Source organism: Spirosoma fluviale, assembly GCF_900230225.1.
GTDB lineage: Bacteria > Bacteroidota > Bacteroidia > Cytophagales > Spirosomataceae > Spirosoma > Spirosoma fluviale.
Genome location: NZ_OCNH01000004.1, coordinates 203,363 through 224,268, shown reverse-complemented (window position 1 = coordinate 224,268; position 20,906 = coordinate 203,363). Strand labels below are relative to the sequence as shown.

The 20,906-nt window shown below is 51.9% G+C and carries 13 protein-coding genes and 1 pseudogene; 12 read left to right on the top strand and 2 right to left on the bottom strand.

The annotated features are described in order from the left end of the window. Positions 1-5 precede the first annotated feature (5 nt). From CRO74_RS22190 to CRO74_RS22175, 4 genes and pseudogenes are all read left to right on the top strand, one after another. On the top strand, positions 6-1,283 hold the full coding sequence (locus tag CRO74_RS22190; protein ID WP_097129051.1) for an efflux RND transporter periplasmic adaptor subunit: 1,278 nt from the start codon (positions 6-8) through the stop codon (positions 1,281-1,283). A gap of 11 nt (positions 1,284-1,294) precedes the next feature. Beyond that, a pseudogene (locus CRO74_RS22185) lies at positions 1,295-1,770 on the top strand (hypothetical protein). A gap of 8 nt (positions 1,771-1,778) precedes the next feature. Further along, positions 1,779-3,770 (top strand): heavy metal translocating P-type ATPase, encoded by a 1,992-nt coding sequence (locus tag CRO74_RS22180; RefSeq protein WP_097129340.1) that lies wholly within the window; start codon positions 1,779-1,781, stop codon positions 3,768-3,770. A 213-nt stretch (positions 3,771-3,983) separates the two neighbouring features. Continuing rightward, positions 3,984-4,406 (top strand): response regulator, encoded by a 423-nt coding sequence (locus CRO74_RS22175; RefSeq protein WP_097129049.1) that lies wholly within the window; start codon positions 3,984-3,986, stop codon positions 4,404-4,406. A 468-nt stretch (positions 4,407-4,874) separates the two neighbouring features. Here CRO74_RS22175 and CRO74_RS22170 read toward each other — a convergent pair whose 3' ends face one another. After that, positions 4,875-5,315: a response regulator gene (locus CRO74_RS22170; protein WP_245877949.1), complete on the bottom strand. Its 441-nt coding sequence runs from the start codon at positions 5,313-5,315 to the stop codon at positions 4,875-4,877. Positions 5,316-6,074: 759 nt separating this feature from the next. Between CRO74_RS22170 and CRO74_RS22165 the strand changes: the two genes are divergently transcribed. Further along, on the top strand, positions 6,075-6,503 hold the full coding sequence (locus CRO74_RS22165; protein ID WP_097129336.1) for a response regulator: 429 nt from the start codon (positions 6,075-6,077) through the stop codon (positions 6,501-6,503). 487 nt (positions 6,504-6,990) lie between these two features. On the opposite strand, the gene CRO74_RS22160 is transcribed toward CRO74_RS22165, so the two are convergent. Continuing rightward, positions 6,991-10,542: a carboxypeptidase regulatory-like domain-containing protein gene (locus tag CRO74_RS22160; RefSeq protein ID WP_097129047.1), complete on the bottom strand. Its 3,552-nt coding sequence runs from the start codon at positions 10,540-10,542 to the stop codon at positions 6,991-6,993. A 49-nt stretch (positions 10,543-10,591) separates the two neighbouring features. On the opposite strand from CRO74_RS22160, the gene CRO74_RS22155 reads away from it, so the two are divergent. The 7 genes from CRO74_RS22155 to CRO74_RS22125 all read left to right on the top strand — a co-directional run bounded on the left by CRO74_RS22155 (position 10,592) and on the right by CRO74_RS22125 (position 20,889). After that, entirely contained in the window at positions 10,592-11,188 is a 597-nt protein-coding gene (locus tag CRO74_RS22155) for a YdeI/OmpD-associated family protein (protein WP_097129045.1), read from the top strand. Positions 11,189-11,417: 229 nt separating this feature from the next. After that, a complete protein-coding gene (locus tag CRO74_RS22150; protein WP_245877948.1) occupies positions 11,418-12,056 on the top strand; it encodes a gluconate 2-dehydrogenase subunit 3 family protein in 639 nt (212 codons plus the stop codon). A gap of 191 nt (positions 12,057-12,247) precedes the next feature. Then, positions 12,248-13,972: a GMC oxidoreductase gene (locus CRO74_RS22145; protein WP_097129041.1), complete on the top strand. Its 1,725-nt coding sequence runs from the start codon at positions 12,248-12,250 to the stop codon at positions 13,970-13,972. A 275-nt stretch (positions 13,973-14,247) separates the two neighbouring features. Next, complete coding sequence (locus CRO74_RS31690; RefSeq protein WP_179830268.1) at positions 14,248-14,862, top strand: hypothetical protein; 615 nt, start codon at positions 14,248-14,250, stop codon at positions 14,860-14,862. Between the two features lie 47 nt (positions 14,863-14,909). Further along, entirely contained in the window at positions 14,910-16,364 is a 1,455-nt protein-coding gene (locus tag CRO74_RS22135) for an ATP-binding cassette domain-containing protein (RefSeq protein WP_097129039.1), read from the top strand. Between the two features lie 332 nt (positions 16,365-16,696). Continuing rightward, complete coding sequence (locus CRO74_RS22130; RefSeq protein WP_245877947.1) at positions 16,697-18,367, top strand: gliding motility-associated C-terminal domain-containing protein; 1,671 nt, start codon at positions 16,697-16,699, stop codon at positions 18,365-18,367. A 182-nt stretch (positions 18,368-18,549) separates the two neighbouring features. Next, positions 18,550-20,889: an OmpA family protein gene (locus CRO74_RS22125; RefSeq protein ID WP_317042404.1), complete on the top strand. Its 2,340-nt coding sequence runs from the start codon at positions 18,550-18,552 to the stop codon at positions 20,887-20,889. The last annotated feature ends 17 nt before the right edge of the window (positions 20,890-20,906 follow it).

Below are 20,906 nucleotides of genomic sequence, written 5' to 3'. Positions count from 1 at the left end.
CAACCATGTCGACACCCATCAAATTATACCGCATTGCCCTGTTGATCTGCCTATTAAGCCTCAACGCCTGCACCGATAAGGATGCGGATACGAGCGAACAGAAAACGGCAGCCGCACAACCCGAGCACCATAAAGACGAAGAAGTACCGACCGACATCGTTGAACTGACTGACGATCAGCTTCGTATTGCATCTGTTCAACTGGGTCAGGTGGAATACCGCAACTTGGGCCAATTGCTGAACCTAAACGGGCGGTTGGCCGTCCCGGCCCAGAGCCAGGTAAACATTACCGCGTTGCAGGGCGGCTTCGTGCGGTCAATTCCGCTGTTGCCCGGCCAGCCGGTACGAAAAGGGCAACTACTGGCCCGCGTCGAAAATCCTGACCTGATCGGGGTGCAACAGGAATACGCCGAAACGCACAGTCGGCTGACCTATTTGGAAGCCGAATTTACCCGGCAACAGGAACTGAGCCGGGAGAACGTGAGTGCCCTGAAGGTGTTGCAACAAACGACCGCCGACCTCAACGCCACCCGCGCCCGCGTAACGGGACTGGCCCAGCGGATACGATTAGTGGGTTTGTCGCCCCAGTCGGCTTTAGCGGGCAGGTTCAGTGCGACTTATGTCATTACGGCCCCGGTAGCTGGCGTTGTTACGGACGTACCGGCCACGGCCGGGCAGTATGTTCAGTCTGCCGACGTGATTGCCCGGCTCACCAGCAGCCAGGGCCTGTACGCCGAACTGACGGTTTTTGAAAAAGACCTGCCCCAACTGCGGGAAGGGCAGCGGGTGAGTATTTTGCTCAACAATGAAGGCGGGAAGGAACGGGCCGGTCGGATTTTATACATCAATCGGGCTATCGACGCGGACCGCTCGGTGCGGGTGGTGGCCAAACTCGACCGCCCCGATGCCCGTTTGTCGCCTAATACGTCGCTCAGAGCCAGTTTAGATTTGGGCGATAGTCGGGTTACGGCCCTGCCCGAAGCAGCCATCGTGTCGGCGGAAGATAAAGACTATATCTTCGTGGAAACGGATGAAAAGGCAGCTGAACACCAGGAGCATGAAGCAAAAGAGAACGAACATCCGGCTGAAAAACCCGACAAGGCCGGTCCATCGGCGCGGTTCAAACAGATTCCTGTGCGCCGGGGCGTAACGGAGGGAGGCTATTCACAGGTAACGCTACCGGCCAGCCTCAATCTGACTAAAGCGAGAGTGGTTGTTAAGGGTGCTTATGCGCTCTTATCGCAGCTCAAAGCAGCCGGTGGCGAAGAAGAACACGCCCATTAACGCCTACAGCTATGAATAGTATACTCTTAGGTAGTTTGACCCTGAGCTTGCTACACGCATTGATTCCCAGCCACTGGCTTCCCTTTGTGACCATTGGCCAGACCGAACGATGGAGCCTGCGACAACCCTTGACGGTAACGGCCATTGCCGGTCTGGCCCACACGATCAGCACCACACTATTGGGTATACTGGTGAGCTTGGCGGGATGGCAATTGGCGGAGCGATGTTTCTTTCCCCCTGTCTGGAAATAGAAGCCTATTTCCTCAGCGCGGGCGCGAATGGGCGGGGGTGGTACGGCATTCCGGCGGTGGTACTGGTAGCCATCATCTATAATGTGATTACTTTGTCAGGCATGTTGCTGATGGTGACGCTCGGAAGACGAGGCCTGAAACGAATAAACCCGCACTGGTTCGAGCATCGCGAAAACCTGATTACCGGTCTGACGCTGGTCGGGCTGGCCGTATTTAACTTTTTCATTGAACTCTAATGCAACACATGGCACACGACCATAACCCAATCCAGGGCGGCCACGATGATCACGATCATGGTGACGATATTGATCTGATCGAAGAAGGCACCACGCCAGCAGCAGCGGCTGCGAAAGAAGGCCCTGACCAGGCTTGGCGCACGTATGCACCGGCCGCTATCAGCCTGGTGCTGTTGCTGGGTGGTATCGGGCTTGACAGCTACGCCGAAAGCTGGTTCAAAGATCCTGTCCGGCTTATCTGGTATATTGTCGCCTACCTGCCGGTTGGCTGGCCGGTGCTCAAACGCGCCTGGAGTGGCATTGTGAACCGCGATGTCTTTACCGAATTTTTCCTGATGGGCGTGGCTACGCTTGGTGCCTTTGGTATCCGGGAGTATCCCGAAGGCGTGGCTGTGATGCTGTTCTATACCATCGGCGAACTGTTTCAGGATGCCGCCGTCTTACGGGCGCGTCGCTCCATCAAAGCCCTGCTGGATGTTCGCCCCGATGAAGTGACGGTGCTTCGAAACGGGCAGGCACAAACCGTCAAAGCCGCCACGGTGGCTGTTGGCGACGTGATCCAGATTAAAGCAGGCGAAAAAGTAGGGTTGGATGGCACCATGCGCTCCGTCTCAGGCACGTTCGACACAGCCGCGCTGACCGGCGAAAGCGTACCCCGCACCATTGAGAAAGGGGAAGCCGTGCTGGCGGGTATGATAAACCGGCAGTCGCTGGTGGAGATGGACGTCACCACGCCTTATCAGGATTCCAAGCTATCGCGTATCCTGAAACTTGTTCAACAGGCAACAGGCCGCAAGGCGCAGACGCAGGAATTCATTGCCCGGTTTGCCAAAGTCTATACCCCGGCCATTTGTGGGCTGGCTTTACTGATCACCATTGTCCCGTATTTCGTTGTGTCCGACTACCAATTCCGTGACTGGCTCTACCGGGGGCTGGTATTTTTAGTCATCGGCTGCCCGTGTGCGCTGGTTATTTCCATACCGTTGGGGTACTTCGGCGGCATTGGTGCCGGGTCAAAGCAGGGTATTCTCTTCAAAGGTTCCGTGTTTCTGGATTTGATGACCCAGGTCAAAACCGTCGTCATGGACAAAACCGGTACCTTGACCAAAGGCGTTTTTAAGGTGCAGGAAGTCAAACCCGTTGGGATCGACGCCACCGAATTCGCCCGGTTAACAGCCGCGCTGGAAAGCAAATCAACTCATCCGGTCGCCACCGCCATCCTTGAATATGCCGGCAAAGGGTACGAAACAGTGACCGTCGATAACGTGGAGGAAATTCCCGGACATGGGCTGAATGGGACCGTCGACGGGAAAGAAATGCTGGCGGGAAATGCCAAACTGCTGCGTAAATTCAATATATCGTTTGATGAAGCCCTGACACAAATTCCGTTTACGATCGTCATGACCGCCATCGACGGAACATTTGCGGGCTATTTCACCATCGCCGACGAAGTAAAAGCTGATGCCGCCGATGCCGTAAAACGCTTGAAAGCGGATGGTATCCGAACGGTGATGCTATCAGGTGATAAAGCCGCTGTGGTCGAAATTGTGGCCAAACAAGTGGGGGTGGATGAGTGGCACGGCGATTTATTACCCGAAGACAAGGTTCGGGAAGTCGAGCGGCTAAAAGGAGAGCAGGGCACCGATCCTAAAGCAAAGTTAGCTTTCGTTGGCGATGGTGTGAATGACGCGCCGGTAGTCGCGCTGGCCGATGTCGGTATAGCGATGGGCGGGCTTGGTTCGGATGCTACCATCGAAACCGCCGACGTGATTATCCAGAACGACGAACCTTCCAAAATTGCCACGGCGGTCGAGATTGGCCGGGCTACCCGCCGGATCGTGTGGCAGAACATCACCCTGTCGATGGTGGTGAAAGCAATTGTGTTGATTCTTGGCGCGGGTGGGCTGGCCACCATGTGGGAAGCGGTTTTTGCGGATGTCGGCGTGGCCATGCTCGCTATTTTAAACGCCGTGCGGGTGCAGAATCTGACATTCAAATAAGCCTGATTGTACGACATGGGCACGGGTAGTGAGACACTGCGACGCCGTCGCGGAACCGTCAGCTACAAAGGTTACCTCAACACAGGAGCAAACAGCGCTTCAGCCGTGATTTATGGACGTATACGGGCCAATAAATCACTTTTAAAACCAAATCACTCCACAAGTAAACTGCTCAAGCTTTATCCGGTTTTACCCGAAAGAAGCTAATCAGGAATGACTACAACCCCACAGATCTGCATCGTTGACGATAATAGCGAGTATCGATTGATTCTTGAAAAAATCTTCAAACTAGATTTCCCGAGTTACTCGGTATCCTTGTTGGCTGATGGCCACGCCCTGTGGCGAACACTTGACCGACTCGAGCAACTACCGGATTTAATTATACTGGATCGGCACATGCCGGATTTAGATGGGCATCAGCTACTACTCGAACTCAAAAAGCATCCAGCCTATAAGAAAATTCCGGTGGTGATGATGAGCGCTGACGCCACGGGTCAGGAAATTAACCGTTGTTATGAAGCGTGCGCCAATTCGTTTTTGAGCAAACCCCTGGACCTGGGTTTGTTACGAGATCAGCTCAGGCTAATTTGCCGATATTGGCTGGAAATGAATCAAAAATCAACCCGGGTGGCATGAGTGGGAAGGAAGTCGGCTGGTAAGAAACAACGACCAGCCAGCTAAAATTAACTTGTTTCGCGCTCAAACCAGCCCACTTTATATTGATTCGAGCTGTCGGCCAGGGTAGCTTGTCGGGAAATCAACCCGACCGATTGGCGAACGCTTTCCAAAACGCTGACGGTCGCCCGACGTTAGGACAAAGGTTCATTTAGCCAAGGGCTTTATGGCCCCCTACGTTTTACGGGTTGTCCAACGCTATCCGTAAAAACCAGGCCGTATGCTACGGATAGTCGTTGAGAGTTAGTAAGAAAAGCCTTCCAACTAAACGCCCGATTTGAGCAGCCTATCCATGAGTGCTCCTTCGTCTCGCCTAGCAGCCTTTTGCTGGCGGTTTGTGAAACGGTCGTAGCCCACGCCACGGCTTGCCTACGACCGTTTTGGTTGAACCAGACCCGTCAAAACATATTGACCACTCGTAAATACTCATTACCAGGTAAACCGTTTAGGATGATGGCACTCCGTCCAGTAGGCGATAATGGCCCCTAACTGAGCTTTCCAGGCAGCGTAGGTAGCCTTCTTTTCGAATAATCCCTGAATGGTTAACTCATAGGCTTCTTCAACCAGTTGTACTTCGACGGGATGGGTCATGAATACGAACGGAATACACTTTTTGCGCAGGCCCGGGTCCTGATCAATTTCTTGGCGTAGCTCCAGGCCACTCATCGCCGGCATACTGATTTCGGAAATAATCAAAAAGGGAATTTCCTTCGTCGCCTTCAGGTAGTTCAGGGCGGTTTGGCCATTGGAAAAAACGAGTACAGGATACGGCAGGGCTAACTCCGACAAGGCCTGTTTAAACATCTCATGATCATCCTCATCAGCGTCAATAAAGATGATGGGATGCTCGTTCATGGCTACTTGAGACATACAGTAAGGGTAAAATAAAAGCCCGGTTCCATACCGAGCTTTGCGAAATTTTCTCTTTTAACGTTGAGTGAAGCGATATCGATCTAGGATATAGCTGCATTCAGAACAGCAAACAACTGAAGATAACGACCCGTCCGTTCTTTGTTGAACTCAAATCATGCCAACTAAAGACATTAGAATTAACTAGTTGGCAATAAGAGGATTAATCAGGCCTGTATTCCCTTATATAGGTAAACATCGATGACTTTTTTGCCCACTTTTGTGGTCGTAAACGCCCACCTTGTCCCAAGTTTACGAGCCATTTGTCATAGCGTCTCACAGGCTACCTCCTTTAACCGGAGAACTACCTTTTATCGTCAACGCCAATAAAGAACCTGATTTGGAGTCAGTCTCAATCCAGGCAGGTTCCTTGCCGGGTGTGTAGGGCATTCACCCAGTTAGTTTGCTAAAAACGTAAGCCCATAGGCTGCCCGCAAATCAATCGAATTGAGTAAGCCATATTTATCAGAGGGTATTGTTCTGCTTTATCCAATCATTATTGGGAGTGGCGCTTTGCTAAAATGGGCCTGTCTGGCGTAGGTCAGTTGGCTTAAAGGGCACCCCCTCTTTAACCGGGTTGACTGGTGAGCAGGCAATCAGGAAGTAAGTACTCAGCCTACCTGTATTGTGGTATATTTGCAGACCCTACCCACCCAGAATTCACAGATGGCCATCGCGACCAGCGGGCCAGGAGCGTACGTTGACTTTGACCTATATCCTATGACCAGCAAAGCACCCATTTTGGTGATTGAAGATGACGAAGATGATCAACTCTTTATTCAAGAAGCCCTTACCAGTTTAGCCATTGTGAATCCGGTCGTCTTTTTTACCAATGGTGTTGCGGCCATTGAGTATTTAATGGCGTCTGTGGAAGCGCCCTTAGTGATTCTATGCGATGTCAACATGCCAGCGATGAACGGCCTGGAGCTTCGCAAGTTGATTGATTTAAATGAGTACCTGAAACCGAAATGTATCCCCTTCGTTTTTTTAACCACGGCAGCCGATCTGGGCCTGGTCAATATGGCGTATAAGATGACCATTCAGGGGTATTTCAAAAAAGAACGCACTTTTTCGGGTTTACAGGAGCAGTTGCGCTCGATCCTGGACTATTGGGATAAATGTTTACATCCTAATAGTCGTTTTAGCTAGTTAATGAATTCGCTCTCACCTGGAGTAGTAGGGGTTAGGGTTTAGTACGACTACTGACGCACTAGCTTAGCGTGTACAAAGGCCGGTTGATGGATCGTAGGCTACGAATAGTAGTTGACAGTTACTAAGACAAGCTGTCCAATTAAATGCCCGTTTTTAGAGCTGGGTGCAGTAGTGTACCGTCCGAAAATCGAATGATTGTGCGGGTAAGCCAAGTGATTGGTTAACGTTTTTTTGCTTGATTCCATAGCTCCAGCAGTTGTAGCCTGTCCGAGTGGGAATAAGCCTGAAAAGCGAACCCATTCCATTCTGCTATTTTTCGATTCGATTTATTCAGGGTTGCCGCTAATCTCTCCGAGTTATCGCTCTCTTTTTATAAAATGGATTGGGGATGATAAATGCGACAAACGTTCACGGGGATCGTACAAGGTCGATCAGCTATTCGAATTCTCTAGTCCTTCGCTCATCCGGGGAAATAAATCATTCCTTATTGAACCCGGATGAGCTGTACGCCCAGCACCGGACGACCGTCGGCTGTAACGCCTTGTATCACTACGCGCACCGTTCGCACGACGTCCGACAGTGGAAACCGTAACTGACTGCGCCCCTGACTGTCAGTTTGCATCGTTGGTTTCCAGTACAAAACATCCCGGCGATCGATGGGGCCGGAAATGGCGCCGGGGTTTGCCTCCGCATCGTAGCGCGGGACGTAGAACTCGCGCTGCACCGACGGATAGCCAATAAACTGAATCGGGGTCATTCCCTCCCTGGGTTTCGTGCTTCCCTGCATAGACCGGTGGCTTTTAGAGTAAAAAGCAATGACTCCGTTTCCTCCCCGAGCTCCGTATGTACCCGTCGTAATGGCACTTTTCAGCAATTCGATCCGTTCAATATCACTTGCACTGAACAACAGCAAAGCGGTCCCGTCAGGGTCTTCTATGGGCATGCCATCCAACAAATACAAGGGCTGCATACCACTTTTGAAACTGTTCACGCCCCGTATAAACACCTTGTAGCTACGCGCAACAGCGGCCCCTTCCCGGGTAACCGTCACGCCCGTCAATCGTCCCTGAATCATTTCGTATAGGTTTTGGTAAACAGGCGATTTCTCGTCGATCACCAGAACCGCATCTGCCTCATTGTGCAAACTGCGCTGTTGAATATCCTCGGGCCGTTTATCGAATTTTTGCGCTCGAACCGTCACTTCGTTCAGCACTTTCGCCGTTTTGTCACGGTAAAAGTCGGCGTTGGCCTCCTGTCGAGTGCGAGCCGCTTCCAACTGAGCCCGCAACGTCGACCCGTTTGTCGCAACCGGTGGTAGTTTACCCGATTCCCATAGCTTACCCTGCCCTTCCTGAATCAGAAAGGCTTCTTTGGCAGAAATGTTCTTTAACTGTCGATCAGTAATTTGCGTCAGTAGCCGTACTGTATCGGCAATGGCCAGCCCCGCCAGTCGAAAACGGCCCTGTTCGTCGGTACCCGCCGATTTTATGGCCGATTGCCCCCCTGTTGGTGCCACGATCAACTGCGCGCCGGGTATAGGTTGACGTTTCGCATTTACAATTCGGCCCCTGAGCGATACACCACCGAGCCGCTCCGTTTCGGGCGTGCCACTTATCCTTCTCCAGCCTTGGGTTAATAGCAGGTCGTCCAGCGCTCGACGGGTTTCGGCCGTGTGATTCACGACGTATTGATTAGGACTTTCGATACGCCCCCGAAGTTCTCCCGTTAGCAACAGGTGCGCAGGCAAGAGAGCATCGGCGGTGTCATTCGGCACCTGGTCGGCATCGGTAATCGACGCCGATAAAGCGGCCAGTGCCGGAGATCCGTTATCGCTCAGATTGATACTCAGGCTAACCTGCTCGCGGGGCTGATACCGGGTTTTGTTAACTCCCATCTGCACACGTACCGGGGCCACGAATTCGGGTACAAACACCAATCGCTCGGCTTGCGGTTTGGCGATGGCATTATAAAGGGTAATTTGCGCCAGCCCCGGCAACCAGCTCATCATGGGCAGACTTAGCTTCGCCACTCCATTTTGCAGGATAATTTTCCGCTGATCGACCACCCGGCCGTGCTGCTGAATCAGGATATACACGGAGTCGCTAACGGCCCGGTTAGCGCTAGTAATGGTCAAGGCCAGACGGGTCGTATCGCTGGTTGCATCGGCCGAGATTACCAGCCCTTCCGTTTCGCGTTTGGGCAAAGCAATGTGTTGCGGCTGGTTCTTATAGATGAGGTCGGTGTAATATGTCCGCTGCGGCTTTGGCTCCATTGATACGCTGGTCATCCCTTGCGGATTGGTCTGGAAACGAGCGACTTCAGTGCCTAGGTCGTCGACAATACGTCCCGCGATGAACAAGCCATGACCATTGGGCTGGACAACTTTCACGCCCAGACGCGCGGGTAATCCCACCAGCCAGCGACCCCCTTCCGGCAAAATCTGGACGTCTAGTTGCTGAGGTAAAGAATCAGTACGTAGTGATATTTCGTTTCGAAACAGATTATAGATCGTCACCGACCGCTCGAAAGCCGGGCCTCGCTGGGCATCATCTTCATCGGTATAGGCGCGCAGCCGATAGGTTCCCGTCACGAGCGTATCCGACAGGCGAAAATTGCCTTCGCCCCGTCCGTCAACGATACGTACCCACTGGTGCTGCACGAGTTTGCCGGTTGACGAAAGTAGGTCGACATGCAGGGCCGTTTCGCCACTGGTTCGCTGGTAACTGGCCGCGTCAAGTACGTATGTACTCATCCAGAGTCGATCGCCCGTAGCGTAAACCGGTTTGTCGATGTGGACAAATAAGGTGGGAGCCAGAAACTTGAATCGCTCCTTGAAGCTCGTTGTGATACGTTCCATTCGGGCGTCGGGTGGTGCGAGTTTTCCCTGGGTAGCCAGCGGACCGTTTGTCAGTGGCTCCTTCTCAGTTCCTTCGGGTTTCCAGTCGGCGGGCAACATGGTCGATAGCCGGTCATTGCCCATCGAGCCTTTCGCTTCCATGCCTTCCGGCATTGTGATAACGCCATCGACGGTCATTTGCAGCTGACCAGCAGGTAGTTTCATTTCCGTGTAAGCATAACGGGCATCGGGATAGGGCGAGAAACCCGAAACTGCATTCGTGTAGAATACGATCAGTTTCATGGGCGACACCAATCGGCGCTCGGTCGCTAACCGACCGGGTTGAATTAAAGTAGATACTTTAATTGGAATCAGACGCTTGTAGTCGTTAACCGCAGCCGCGAGGGTAACTGACCGCTGCTCCAGGGAGATCATTTTGGTCGCATCTTCCTGATAGACCATAAAACCGGCCTCTTTAAACGTATTATCAGCTAAACTAGCCATTAAATGCCGGATTGAGCCTTTGTAAGCCATCAGCCGGTTGCGCCGAAACCGATTGGTCTGCCGTTCGTTCTCCGGATTTAGTTCTTCGAAACGGGCCGTACCCGCCGAATAAATCTCTCCTGAGGCCGTCGCATCGAAATGCTGCAACGCATAGATCAGCCGATAACCGAGTGCCTGGTTCTCAATAATTAACGGCTCATTAGCCGTGGCGTATAGATGATCTTTATCTTCTTTAAAATTGAGGACTTCGCCGTTGACCAGCAGACACTGGCCGCCAAACGGTTCGCCGAAGAGCTGCTTTTTAAACTGACGCAGGTGCCGCTCCCAGCTCTTCGGATTGCCCCGAACGGTTACCGCATCCAGGGTTTGTTCGCTTGGTTTCAGTCGGAAATTCGCCTTCTGGGGCGCTGTATTGTCAAATCGGACGGTTTGGGTAGCAGGCTGGTAACCAACAAACGAAGCGGCTATCTCGACTGTACCCAGTGGTACACCGGCCAATGCGTAAAAGCCCTTTTCGTCGGTGACTGCCCCCCGCGTTGATCCATTCACGTAGACGTTGGCAAACGGCATCGGCTTTCCCGTCGCGGCATCCGTTACGGAGCCGGTCAGTACGGCTGTCGTTTGTCCCTGAGCCAGCCGGGACGATCCCATCAATAGAACGATAGTTATCCAGCCGATGATGAACGAGCAGCGCATAGTTAGTAAATTACCCGCTCTAAAAAGATTCCGTTACGGAATTATACCTATGGCTTCACCATCACTTCTTACATCCGTTTACGCCGAAAGTCCGGAGGCCTGGCGGCAGTGGCTTGCGGAGAATTACGCGACCGAAACGAGCGTCTGGCTGGCCATCTACAAAAAGGCGAGTGGCAGGCCCAGCGTCACCTACGACGAAGCGGTCGATGAAGCTTTGTGCTTTGGCTGGATTGACAGCTCAGCCCGAAAAGGAGATGCCGATCATTACTTTCAGTTTTTTGCCCGGCGAAATCCGAAGAGCAATTGGAGCGGAGTTAACAAAGCCAAAGTCGCTAAATTGATACAGGCCGGAAAAATGACCGAAGCCGGTAGGGCAATGGTGAATCTGGCCAAACAAACCGGTACCTGGACGGCGTTGGATGAAGTCGAAAACCTGATTTGTCCGCCTGATTTGACAGAAGAATTTGATAAAAACCCAACCGCGAAGGGGTGTTTCGACGCGTTTCCAAAATCCGTGAAGCGGGGTATTCTGGAGTGGCTGCTCAATGCGAAAACGGCTGCAACGCGTGCCAAACGTATTCGGGAAATTGTAACACGGGCCGAGCGAAACGAACGGGCCAATCAGTATGTGCCCAAGCCGAAATAGGTTAACTGGTCGAAAAACTAAAATACATCGAAAAGGGTAGGCACTTATCCTGACATGCGGTCTGTACCCTACGGTTCAGGCCGCGTATTGTTCAGAGCTGTATTGCAACATTCTAAATTACGGCGATCGGCAAAAGAGGGTCCCCAAATTTCACAAACGATTCCTTGATTGTTATACATTTGTACTTCCTTATATCGTTCTATTTGAAAGTTTAATTCGCTCTACGCACATGAACAGAAGAGACGCCCTTATGCGGGTGGCCGCGCTGGCTGGCGCAACAATGTCGCTGCCCGCTATGGCCGATACGCTCGAAGCTTCGGCTGCCCGACGCGCCCTGACAGGCAAACCGCTTTTCTTTACGGCCGACCAGGATGCGACCGTTGCTGAACTCGCTGATACTATAATTCCAACGACGAAAACACCGGGTGCCAAAGCGGCCAAGGTGAATGAAGTAATCGATATTATCCTGAAAGACTGCTACAAGGCAGACGATCAGCAGCGCTTCCTGGAAGGGCTGGCCCGGACTAACAAATTAAGTCAGGATGCATATGGTAAGGCGTTTGCTCAGCTCGACCCAACCCAACGAATCGCGATTGTAACAAAACTACAAACGGAAGCTAAAGATCAACTGGCGCAGATGAATTCGGGCAAGGCCACTGCCAAAGTCGAAAACTCCCAGGCCGATCTGCAAATGCCGGATGCGAAGAAACGGTATACACCGTTCTTCACCATGCTAAAAGACCTGACCTTAACCGGCTACTTTACATCGGAAATCGGGGCTACCCAAGCGCTCGAATACGTGGCCGTTCCCGGTCGTTACGATGGTTGCATTACACTCAAACCCGGGCAGAAAGCGTGGGCGATCTAATTTAGTATGTAGTAGATAGGAGCGAGGAGTGAGGAGTTGCTGACGCGAAAGTAACACGTGCCGGTGCGGTCAGCCCTCCTAACTCCTCGCTCCTAACTCCTTAAAAAAACACCAGTATGCAGGATCGAGTTTTATGACGCGTCAGCCCTCCTAACTCCTCGCTCCTCACTACTAACTCCTTAAAAAAACACATGAATCTTAATATAGACGCAAAAAAAGATATGACCTACGACGCTATTGTCGTTGGGTCGGGTATTTCGGGTGGATGGGCCGCCAAGGAACTTACCCAAAAAGGACTGAAAGTGTTGATGCTGGAGCGTGGGCGCGATGTGAAGCACATCGAAGGCTACCCAACGGCTACCAACAACCCATGGGATTTCCCGCACCGGGGCCGCATCACTACCATGGCCGCAGAAGAGTATTGGGCCAACATGCGTACCGGCTACACGGCCAATGAAGAGTGGCGTCATTTCTTCGAGAACGATAAGGAAAACCCATATCTGGAGAAGGAGAATGGTAAAGTAGACTGGATTCGCGGGTATCACGTGGGCGGACGGTCGCTGATGTGGGGGCGGCAGAGCTATCGCTGGAACAAGGAAGACTTCATGGCCAATGCCAAGGAAGGCATCGGTGTCGACTGGCCTATCCGGTATGAAGACGTGGCACCCTGGTATACATACGTAGAAACCTTCGCAGGTATCTCGGGGAATAAAGATGGTCTTGACGTTCTGCCCGATGGTAACTTTCTGCCACCTATGCAGATGAACTGCCTGGAGAAGGAAGCAAAAAAACGGATTGAAAAGGCATTCCCGGCCCGGAAGGTTACGATGGGTCGCGCGGCTCACCTGACAGCTCCCAAACAGCAGCATTACGACCTCGGACGGGCAGCCTGCCAGTTCCGGAACCAGTGTATGCGCGGCTGCCCATACGGCGCTTATTTCAGTACGCAATCGGCCACGCTGCCAGCGGCCATGAAAACCGGCAAACTAACACTGCGCCCCGATTCCATTGTATCGGAAGTACTGTACGATGAGAAGAAAGGCAAAGCAACCGGCGTTCGGGTAATCGACCAGAATACCAAAGAAGTTCGGGAGTATTACGCCCGGGTCATCTTCCTGAACGCATCGGCGTTTGCCAGTACGTCTATTCTGATGAACTCGAAGTCGCACCGTTTCCCGAACGGAATGGGCAACGAATCCGATCAGCTTGGCCGCAACATTATGGATCACCACCTGGCGGTGGGTGCTGCCGGAACATTTGACGGCATGGAAGATCAATATTACTACGGTCGGCGTGCTAACGGTGTTTATGTGCCACGTTATCGGAACTGGGGTGGCGACAAGCGCGATTACGTTCGCGGGTTTGGCTATCAGGGTGGTGCTGGTCGTGGTGGCTGGAACCGGGGTAATGGCGTGGATGGATTTGGTGCCGACTTCAAAGAAAGCCTGACAACCCCCGGCCCCTGGACCATGAGCCTCGGCGGATTTGGTGAGATGATTGCCAACCCCAACAACCGGATGACACTCTCTCCCGATCAGAAAGACAAGTGGGGTCTGCCCTTGATTGTGTTCGACGCAGCTTATGGCGAGAACGAAAAGAAAATGCGTATCGACATGATGAACGATGCGGCCGAAATGCTCGAAGCCGCCGGTCTGAAAAACGTAACGCCTTATAACGACGAGTCGAAACACCCCGGTATCGGTATTCACGAAATGGGTACGGCCCGCATGGGTCGCGACCCTAAAACATCGGTGCTGAACGCACATAACCAATTGCACGCCGTTAAGAACGTGTTCAATACGGATGGCGCCTGTATGACGTCGGCATCGTGCGTAAACCCATCGCTAACTTACATGGCACTGACGGCCCGCGCAGCCGACTTCGCTGTTAAGGAAATGAAAAAGGGTACGCTATAAGTCATTGTAAATAAAGTAAAAGCGGTTAACTGGCCTTAAAGGGCGGTTACCCGCTTTTTTTTGATATAGGGGGGAGCCATTCCTTAACGGTGACTCTGCTCACGCACCAGCAGGTCATGCAGAGTTTAGCTAAATTCTGAATAACCTGCCGGTCATAAAATGAATGAGAAATTAAAATCCGGTAAAAAAAATACAGGAAAATATAAACACTCTTTCCATTAGACTAGTTATGCTATAGATTAAACAGTTAGATCTTGTTTAAACTTAACTCAGCGATGAAAAAAATAATGATAATGGGTTGGATGCTGGTAGCTGGCTTAGCCCTGAATGCAACTGCACAAACAACGAACTCAGGTTCGACAGGTACGGGCACTACAGGAACCACGGGCACCGGAACAACGGGCACGGGTACAACCGGAACGATGGGCACCGGCACTACCGGTACCGGAACAATGGGAACGGGTACGACTGGAACAGGTACATATAATAACGGAACCAACACAGGTACCAATTCGGGCACTTACCAGACGCAACCCCCAACCAATTCGAATCAGGGTACATCGACCGGTACTTATTCGAATGGAACGGGTGTAAATACGGGAACTAACGTACCACCAACGGGTACAGGAACGACGGGCACAGGCACCACCGGTACCGGAACAATGGGAACGGGTACGACTGGAACGACAGGTACCACAGGAACATATGGTACGGGAACGGGCACAATGAACTCGGGTTCAACAACCGGCACGAATTCATCGACCGGCACCAGTGACCGGATGAATAACGGATCAACGGGTAATGGCAGTCGCCGGACACGTAGCGGTAGCTCGACTACGACGACGCCTACAACCCCGCCAACAACAACTACGACGCCCCCTGAAAAGTAAGCGTGTAGATGGTTAAAACGTAGATGGGATCATACCTTTGTAAAGGTATGATCCCATTTTTTATGTCTGAGCAGCCTTCCTTACTTTCCGTAACTGAGTTAACCGTCCGGCGCGGTGGTCAGCTCATTCTCCATAATCTGAATTTCGACCTCAAGCCGGGAGAATACTGGAGCATCATCGGACCAATGGGTAGCGGCAAAAGTACATTCCTGCAGGCATTGGCGGGCCAGTTTCATGCGCCACCGGGTAGTCTGGAACGCCGTGTACCCGTCGAGTTTGTGTCTTTCAAAGAGGAGTCCAGCCGCTTTTCGTACAGTAGTTATTTTTACCAGCAGCGGTACCAGGCCACCATGAGCGACAGGGCCGATGACGGATATACCGCTATTCCGTCGCTGCGTGATTTTTTACAGGCGACAGACTCGCCGGAAAACAGCGCGCTGCTTGATCGGCTCGGCCTTACCCCGCTGCTCGATCGCTCGTTTATCAAACTATCCAATGGGCAGACCCGCAAGGCCCGAATTGGTAAAGCCCTGCTGAAACACCCGGCCGTTTTGCTGCTGGATAATCCCTTCGTTGGCCTGGATAGTACCTTTCGAAAAGACCTGACTAACTGGCTGGGCGAGCTAGCCAATCACGGATTAACCCTTGTGCTGGTCAATGATTCCGCCGATCTGCCTGCTTTTAGTACCCATGTGGCCGTACTGAATAAAGGAAAGCTTAGCTGGTCGGGGCCAAAAGAGGACTATAAACCAGAACTGTACGCCAAAGCTGTAATGTCGGCTCCCCCTATACTGCAAACAAAAGCACAGCCAACGGATTTTTCAGAAGCCTTCCGTTTACAGGCGGTATCTGTTCGCTATGGCGATACGGTTATTCTGGACCGTCTCGATTGGGTGGTGAAGGCGGGTGAACGCTGGGCCTTGTTTGGCCCAAACGGAGCGGGAAAAAGCGTTTTACTGAGCTTACTGTACGGCGATCATCCACAGGCGTATTCAAACTATGTAAGCGTTTTTGGCTACAGGCGGGGTAAATCGGGTGAGAGCATCTGGGATGTAAAACGCCGGATCGGGTTCGTATCGCCGGAACTGCATCTCTATTTTCCTCCGCATCTGACGGTTCGGCAGGTAGCGTTGTCGGGCCTGACGGATACGCTGACCCCACCCAACCGCGTATCGCCCGAAACAGAAAATGATCTGGCTAATTTGCTTGACTACTTTAGCATGCCTGGTGTCGATAATCGCTCGTTTGGTACGTTATCGGCGGGAGAGCAGCGGGTTGTGCTGTTAATCAGGGCTTTCCTGAAAAACCCGGCTGTTCTGCTGCTCGATGAACCTTTTCAGGCCATCGATAGCCGCCATGTCGATCTGGCTCGTCAGCTAATTGACAATTTCAGCGATAAAACGATCCTGTTCGTTACACATAACCGTAACGAACTGCCGGAAAGCATCAATCAACTATATACTCTCGATGCGAATATGAACAGGGTTGAAGAAGATAAGTAACTGATGGTCCTGATCGATAGAGGTCAGCACAGGCAGGAACGCATTTTTGATCCGTTGAAAAACAGTCGATGGCTAGAAAAAGGTTAATTATTGGCATGGTTTATGATGAATTGCCCTGTTTTTGTCGGCCCCCTTGTCGATGAGATACTAAGCAGATAAATAGTGTGCCAAAGTCAGTAAATTATACGAAAAAGTAGCCTGTGTCGAAGCTGGGTACGTAAAAAGCAGGTTGGCATGATATTCGTCTTTATATGGCGTAATCGATATGCCGGATGAATAAACAAGTACTAAATAAATTTAACGGTTACTTCAGATGGGTGATAGCGTTGTTATTGGTTACACATCACGTTCTGGCTATTTCGCAGCCGGTAGCCGATACCTGCCAACATCCGGAACCACCCGTAATTACGGGCTCGGCAAAGTTTATCTGTCGCAATGAGCCTGTTATTCTAACAGCTACCGGCTGTGCAGGTACCGTTGTGTGGTCGAATGGAGAAGCGGGATTCAGCATTCAGGTAAAGCCTCAACAAACAACAAACTATACGGCTATTTGCCGAGCCAGGCCGGGTTGCATCAGTTGCTTCGCCGATGTGTGGAAGGTTACGGTCAATACCCCTGATGCACCTCCTGTAGCAAGCTCCGCTAACGTGGTTTGCCCCGGTTCGTCAGTAACATTGACAGCAACTAATTGCGCGGGTACCGTTCGCTGGGCCGACCAGACCACCGGACCTGTCTGGATAGGTAAGCTAGTCGAAACGGCCACCTTTCAGGCAACTTGTGAGCAGAATAATTGCTTAAGTAACCCATCACGGCCTGTTTCCGTACAGGTGGCTACTCCCACTGTACCCGTGCTTTCGGCCAGTAATCGTGAGATATGTAGGGGGCAGGTCGTTCAACTCTCGGCATCCGGCTGCGTAGGTACTGTTCGCTGGACAGACGGCGGAAAGGGAGCGCTCAGGACGGTCACACCCGAACAAACGGGCAGCTACCGGGCGGTTTGTGAGCTGGGTTCATGCCGGAGTGATAGTTCCGAGCCGGTGTCTATACGGGTACGGACAATGGGTACCCAACTAACATTGAAAACCAGTCTTAGTAATGGCTGCCCGTTTCAAACAGTTGATTTATCAAAGGCCCTGACGGAAACAACGTTAGTCGAATACACATCGTATCACTTTCGAACAGGACCAGCGCTTACCTCGCCGACGGTACAATCTCCTGGGGCAGTGGGTTCCGGAACCTATTTTATTTTTGGTCGTACTGCCGATGGCTGTTACACGACTCCCGTGGCCGTAACGGTTAACATAAGTAATTGCCCCAATGCAATTCCGGCCTGTTTGAGCAATCCGCCCACACTGGCCCTTCGGGTCGATTCGCTCGACTGGACGAAAGGAGTTGTACGGATGACGGCCTTACCCGGCGGTTCAACGCAGGTGATTAACTGGCAAAGTGATGGGGGCGGGTTATTTACGAATACCGGTTTGATCGCTCGCTACCTGTTATCGGAAACCGACCTGCAGCGTGGCAAGGCGCAGTTTACCCTTTCTGCCCCTGATCCCGATGGTGATGGGCCCTGTAGAGGAGCGTCGGTACAGCAAACGGTCATGGCTCCTCCCCTTGAGTTAATCGGCTTGACTAAAAAGTCAAAGGAACCAACCTCACTGACTGGTAAAGAACCGACACAGTTTACTCTCCACTCGCTGGAGTCTGAACAGGAGCGAAGTTTATTCATTCCTGAAGGTTTTTCACCCAACGGTGACGGAATCAATGATCGCTTCGTCATTACGCTATTGCCAGCGTCAATAACGATTCAACTGGAGGTTTTTAATCGCTGGGGGCATCTTGTTTATCAGAATACGAACTATCAGAATGACTGGGATGGTACGGCCAATCAGGGTATTGGTGTAGCGGCTACAAAAAATGAGCTGCCCGACGGAACGTATTATTATCAAATTCGCCTGAGCGATGGGCGCGAATATGTTCGTTTTTTAACGTTGGCGCGGTAAGTCCAGCAACAAAGAAAGGGTCAGTTCATTGACTCATAAATAGGAGGTTAAAGGCCGTAAGGCATGACGCTGCGTCGCAAATGGGTACGAATTGGAAACTATTGATATGGGGAGCGCTACTGTGGCTAAGCTGTTTAACCGCTTGGGCACAGTATGACTCATTGATTCAACAAGCTGATCGTTTGTTGAATTATAAAGCCTATGGACGTGCGATAGAAGCTTATGCTGAACTGTTAACCGATCATGACAAACAACTGAGTGCCGCCCAAAAATCGGCCATCCAGGGCCATTTGGCTTTTGCCTATCAGCAGGTGGGCGACAGTCAGAAAGCAGAGCGCTATTACCTTGAGGCCATAGCGTCAAGTCCGAATGAAGATGCACAGCAGGTGCTGGAATACGCCAAGACCCTGGCTGGTAATGGGAAGTTTCAGGAATCTCAGAAACAGTATGAACGCTATTTACAACTGAAAGACAAACAACCGGCACGGTCGCCGGCAATGGCTCCGGTAACGGGTCCTCGGAAAGAAGCAATCCGGTATCGGCTGGAGTATCTGGACTTAAATTCGAAAGGGGAGGAGTTTAGTCCGGCCTTTTACCGGGACGGCCTCGTGTATGTTGCCGGTCAAAAAGGCGGAGCAACCATTGAAACGATGGGTGGTGGCGGCTCCGGTTATCTCGACCTGTTTTATGTACCTAACCGCAACAACCTGAAAGTTGCCAGTCTCATCAATGCCGATGGCAGCAGCACTAAAGTAACGGATAACCGCCCGAAAAGCCGTCAGACGGTTGGTGAGGATAGCTACTCCCGGCCAACGGCCAACGACTCGCGAACGGTGCCGAATTTCAAGGATGGAATTTCCATTTCGGAGGGCTTGGGCTACGACGGCCCCAAAGACGACCCGGTACGACGCTTCAGCCGAACCATCAATACCAAATACCACGAAGGTCCGGCTACGTTCTCAAGGGATGGTTTACGCATCATATTTACCCGCAACAACCATAACAATGGCCGGACCAGCAAGAGTGCCGAAGGGGTTACAAAACTGAAACTCTATACGGCTGTTCAGCAAAACGGTGCCTGGTCAGCCATCGAAGAGTTGCCGTTTAACAGTGATGAATATTCCGTGGGGCATCCGACACTGAGTCAGGATGAACAGTGGCTGTACTTCGCTTCCGATATGCCGGGTGGTCTTGGCGGTACAGATCTGTACGTCAGCCGATACACAAACGGGCAGTGGGGCCGTCCCGTCAATATGGGTGCTACGATCAATACGAAGGGGAATGAACTGTTTCCGTTTATCGACGAAGCCGGAAATCTCTATTTTGCATCCGATGGCCGTAAAGGGCTGGGCGGACTGGATATTTTTGTGGCCGGTCTGACCAACGGCCAATCTGTTAGGTACGTTGAGCATCTTAATGCCCCCATTAACTCCGCTCAGGATGATTTCGGTCTGATCACGGATGGTAACCGCGGGGGCGGGTATTTCAGCAGTAACCGGCGCGATGGCAATGACGATATCTACCGATTTGTTCGGGAAAGCTCCCTATTCGGATGCCGTGACCTAACCATTCGGGTGTATGATACGAATACGGAGCAGCCGCTGGACAGCGTTAATGTCCTCATAAAAGCCAAGGGCGAAGGCAAGCCCGATCGTACATTGATGAGCGACGCCAATGGGTTTCTGCGCATCTGTCTGGAAGGGAGTAATTCATTCACGTTTCAGGCGAGCCGCGATGGCTATATTACCAGTACGGTGGGCTTTACCACGCGCTCCCTCACCGATGACCAGCCCAGCCGACTGGAAATCGGTTTGATAAAACCAACGGTTGCTGTCGATACCATTGCGGTATCCGGTAACAACCTCGTTCTAACCGCTACTCCTTTGACCCACTCACGTATTCATGGCGTGATTATGGGTGCCCGAGACCGTAAACCTATAGAGGGCGTTACCGTCAGGATTCGAAACGAATGCGACCGCAGCCAGCGCGAGTACGTTACCGGGCCGGATGGCAAGTATATGTTCGATGTAATTGAGGGGTGCGACTATACGCTGGTAGCATCGAAGCCCGCCTTTGGTACGAACACCAACCGAATCAAGCGCCTGCCCAAAAAGACGAAACCGAAGGAGGTTTCGGCCGATTTACGCATGCTGAGCGTTGGCGATGTTGTCACGATCGACAATATCTACTACGATATGGACCACTCCAGTCTTCGGGAGGATGCCGCCCGTGAACTGGACAAAGTAGTGGCCACCATGCGTAAATACCCCTCGCTTATTATAGAGATTCGCTCGCATACCGACAGCCGGGGCGATGCCGACCGAAACAAAGTACTATCGTTACAACGAGCCAAAGCCGTAGCAGCTTACCTGGCTTCCAAAGGCATCAGCCGCAAGCGAATGGCAACACTGGGGATGGGAGAGTCGCAGTTAGTGAACAACTGCACCGACGACGTTATCTGTACGGAGGCCGAACACCAGCGTAACCGCCGGACAGAATTCAGAGTTGTTGAGATAAAGTGATTGATGAATGATATTTT

Excerpts from the sequence above, each read along its gene's own strand:
- CRO74_RS22190 (WP_097129051.1), top strand. The coding sequence starts at position 6 with ATGTCGACACCCATCAAATTATACCGCATTGCCCTGTTGATCTGCCTA.
- CRO74_RS22180 (WP_097129340.1), top strand. The coding sequence starts at position 1,779 with ATGGCACACGACCATAACCCAATCCAGGGCGGCCACGATGATCACGAT.
- CRO74_RS22175 (WP_097129049.1), top strand. The coding sequence starts at position 3,984 with ATGACTACAACCCCACAGATCTGCATCGTTGACGATAATAGCGAGTAT.
- CRO74_RS22170 (WP_245877949.1), bottom strand. The coding sequence starts at position 5,315 with ATGTCTCAAGTAGCCATGAACGAGCATCCCATCATCTTTATTGACGCT.
- CRO74_RS22165 (WP_097129336.1), top strand. The coding sequence starts at position 6,075 with ATGACCAGCAAAGCACCCATTTTGGTGATTGAAGATGACGAAGATGAT.
- CRO74_RS22160 (WP_097129047.1), bottom strand. The coding sequence starts at position 10,542 with ATGCGCTGCTCGTTCATCATCGGCTGGATAACTATCGTTCTATTGATG.
- CRO74_RS22155 (WP_097129045.1), top strand. The coding sequence starts at position 10,592 with ATGGCTTCACCATCACTTCTTACATCCGTTTACGCCGAAAGTCCGGAG.
- CRO74_RS22150 (WP_245877948.1), top strand. The coding sequence starts at position 11,418 with ATGAACAGAAGAGACGCCCTTATGCGGGTGGCCGCGCTGGCTGGCGCA.
- CRO74_RS22145 (WP_097129041.1), top strand. The coding sequence starts at position 12,248 with ATGAATCTTAATATAGACGCAAAAAAAGATATGACCTACGACGCTATT.
- CRO74_RS31690 (WP_179830268.1), top strand. The coding sequence starts at position 14,248 with ATGAAAAAAATAATGATAATGGGTTGGATGCTGGTAGCTGGCTTAGCC.
- CRO74_RS22135 (WP_097129039.1), top strand. The coding sequence starts at position 14,910 with ATGATCCCATTTTTTATGTCTGAGCAGCCTTCCTTACTTTCCGTAACT.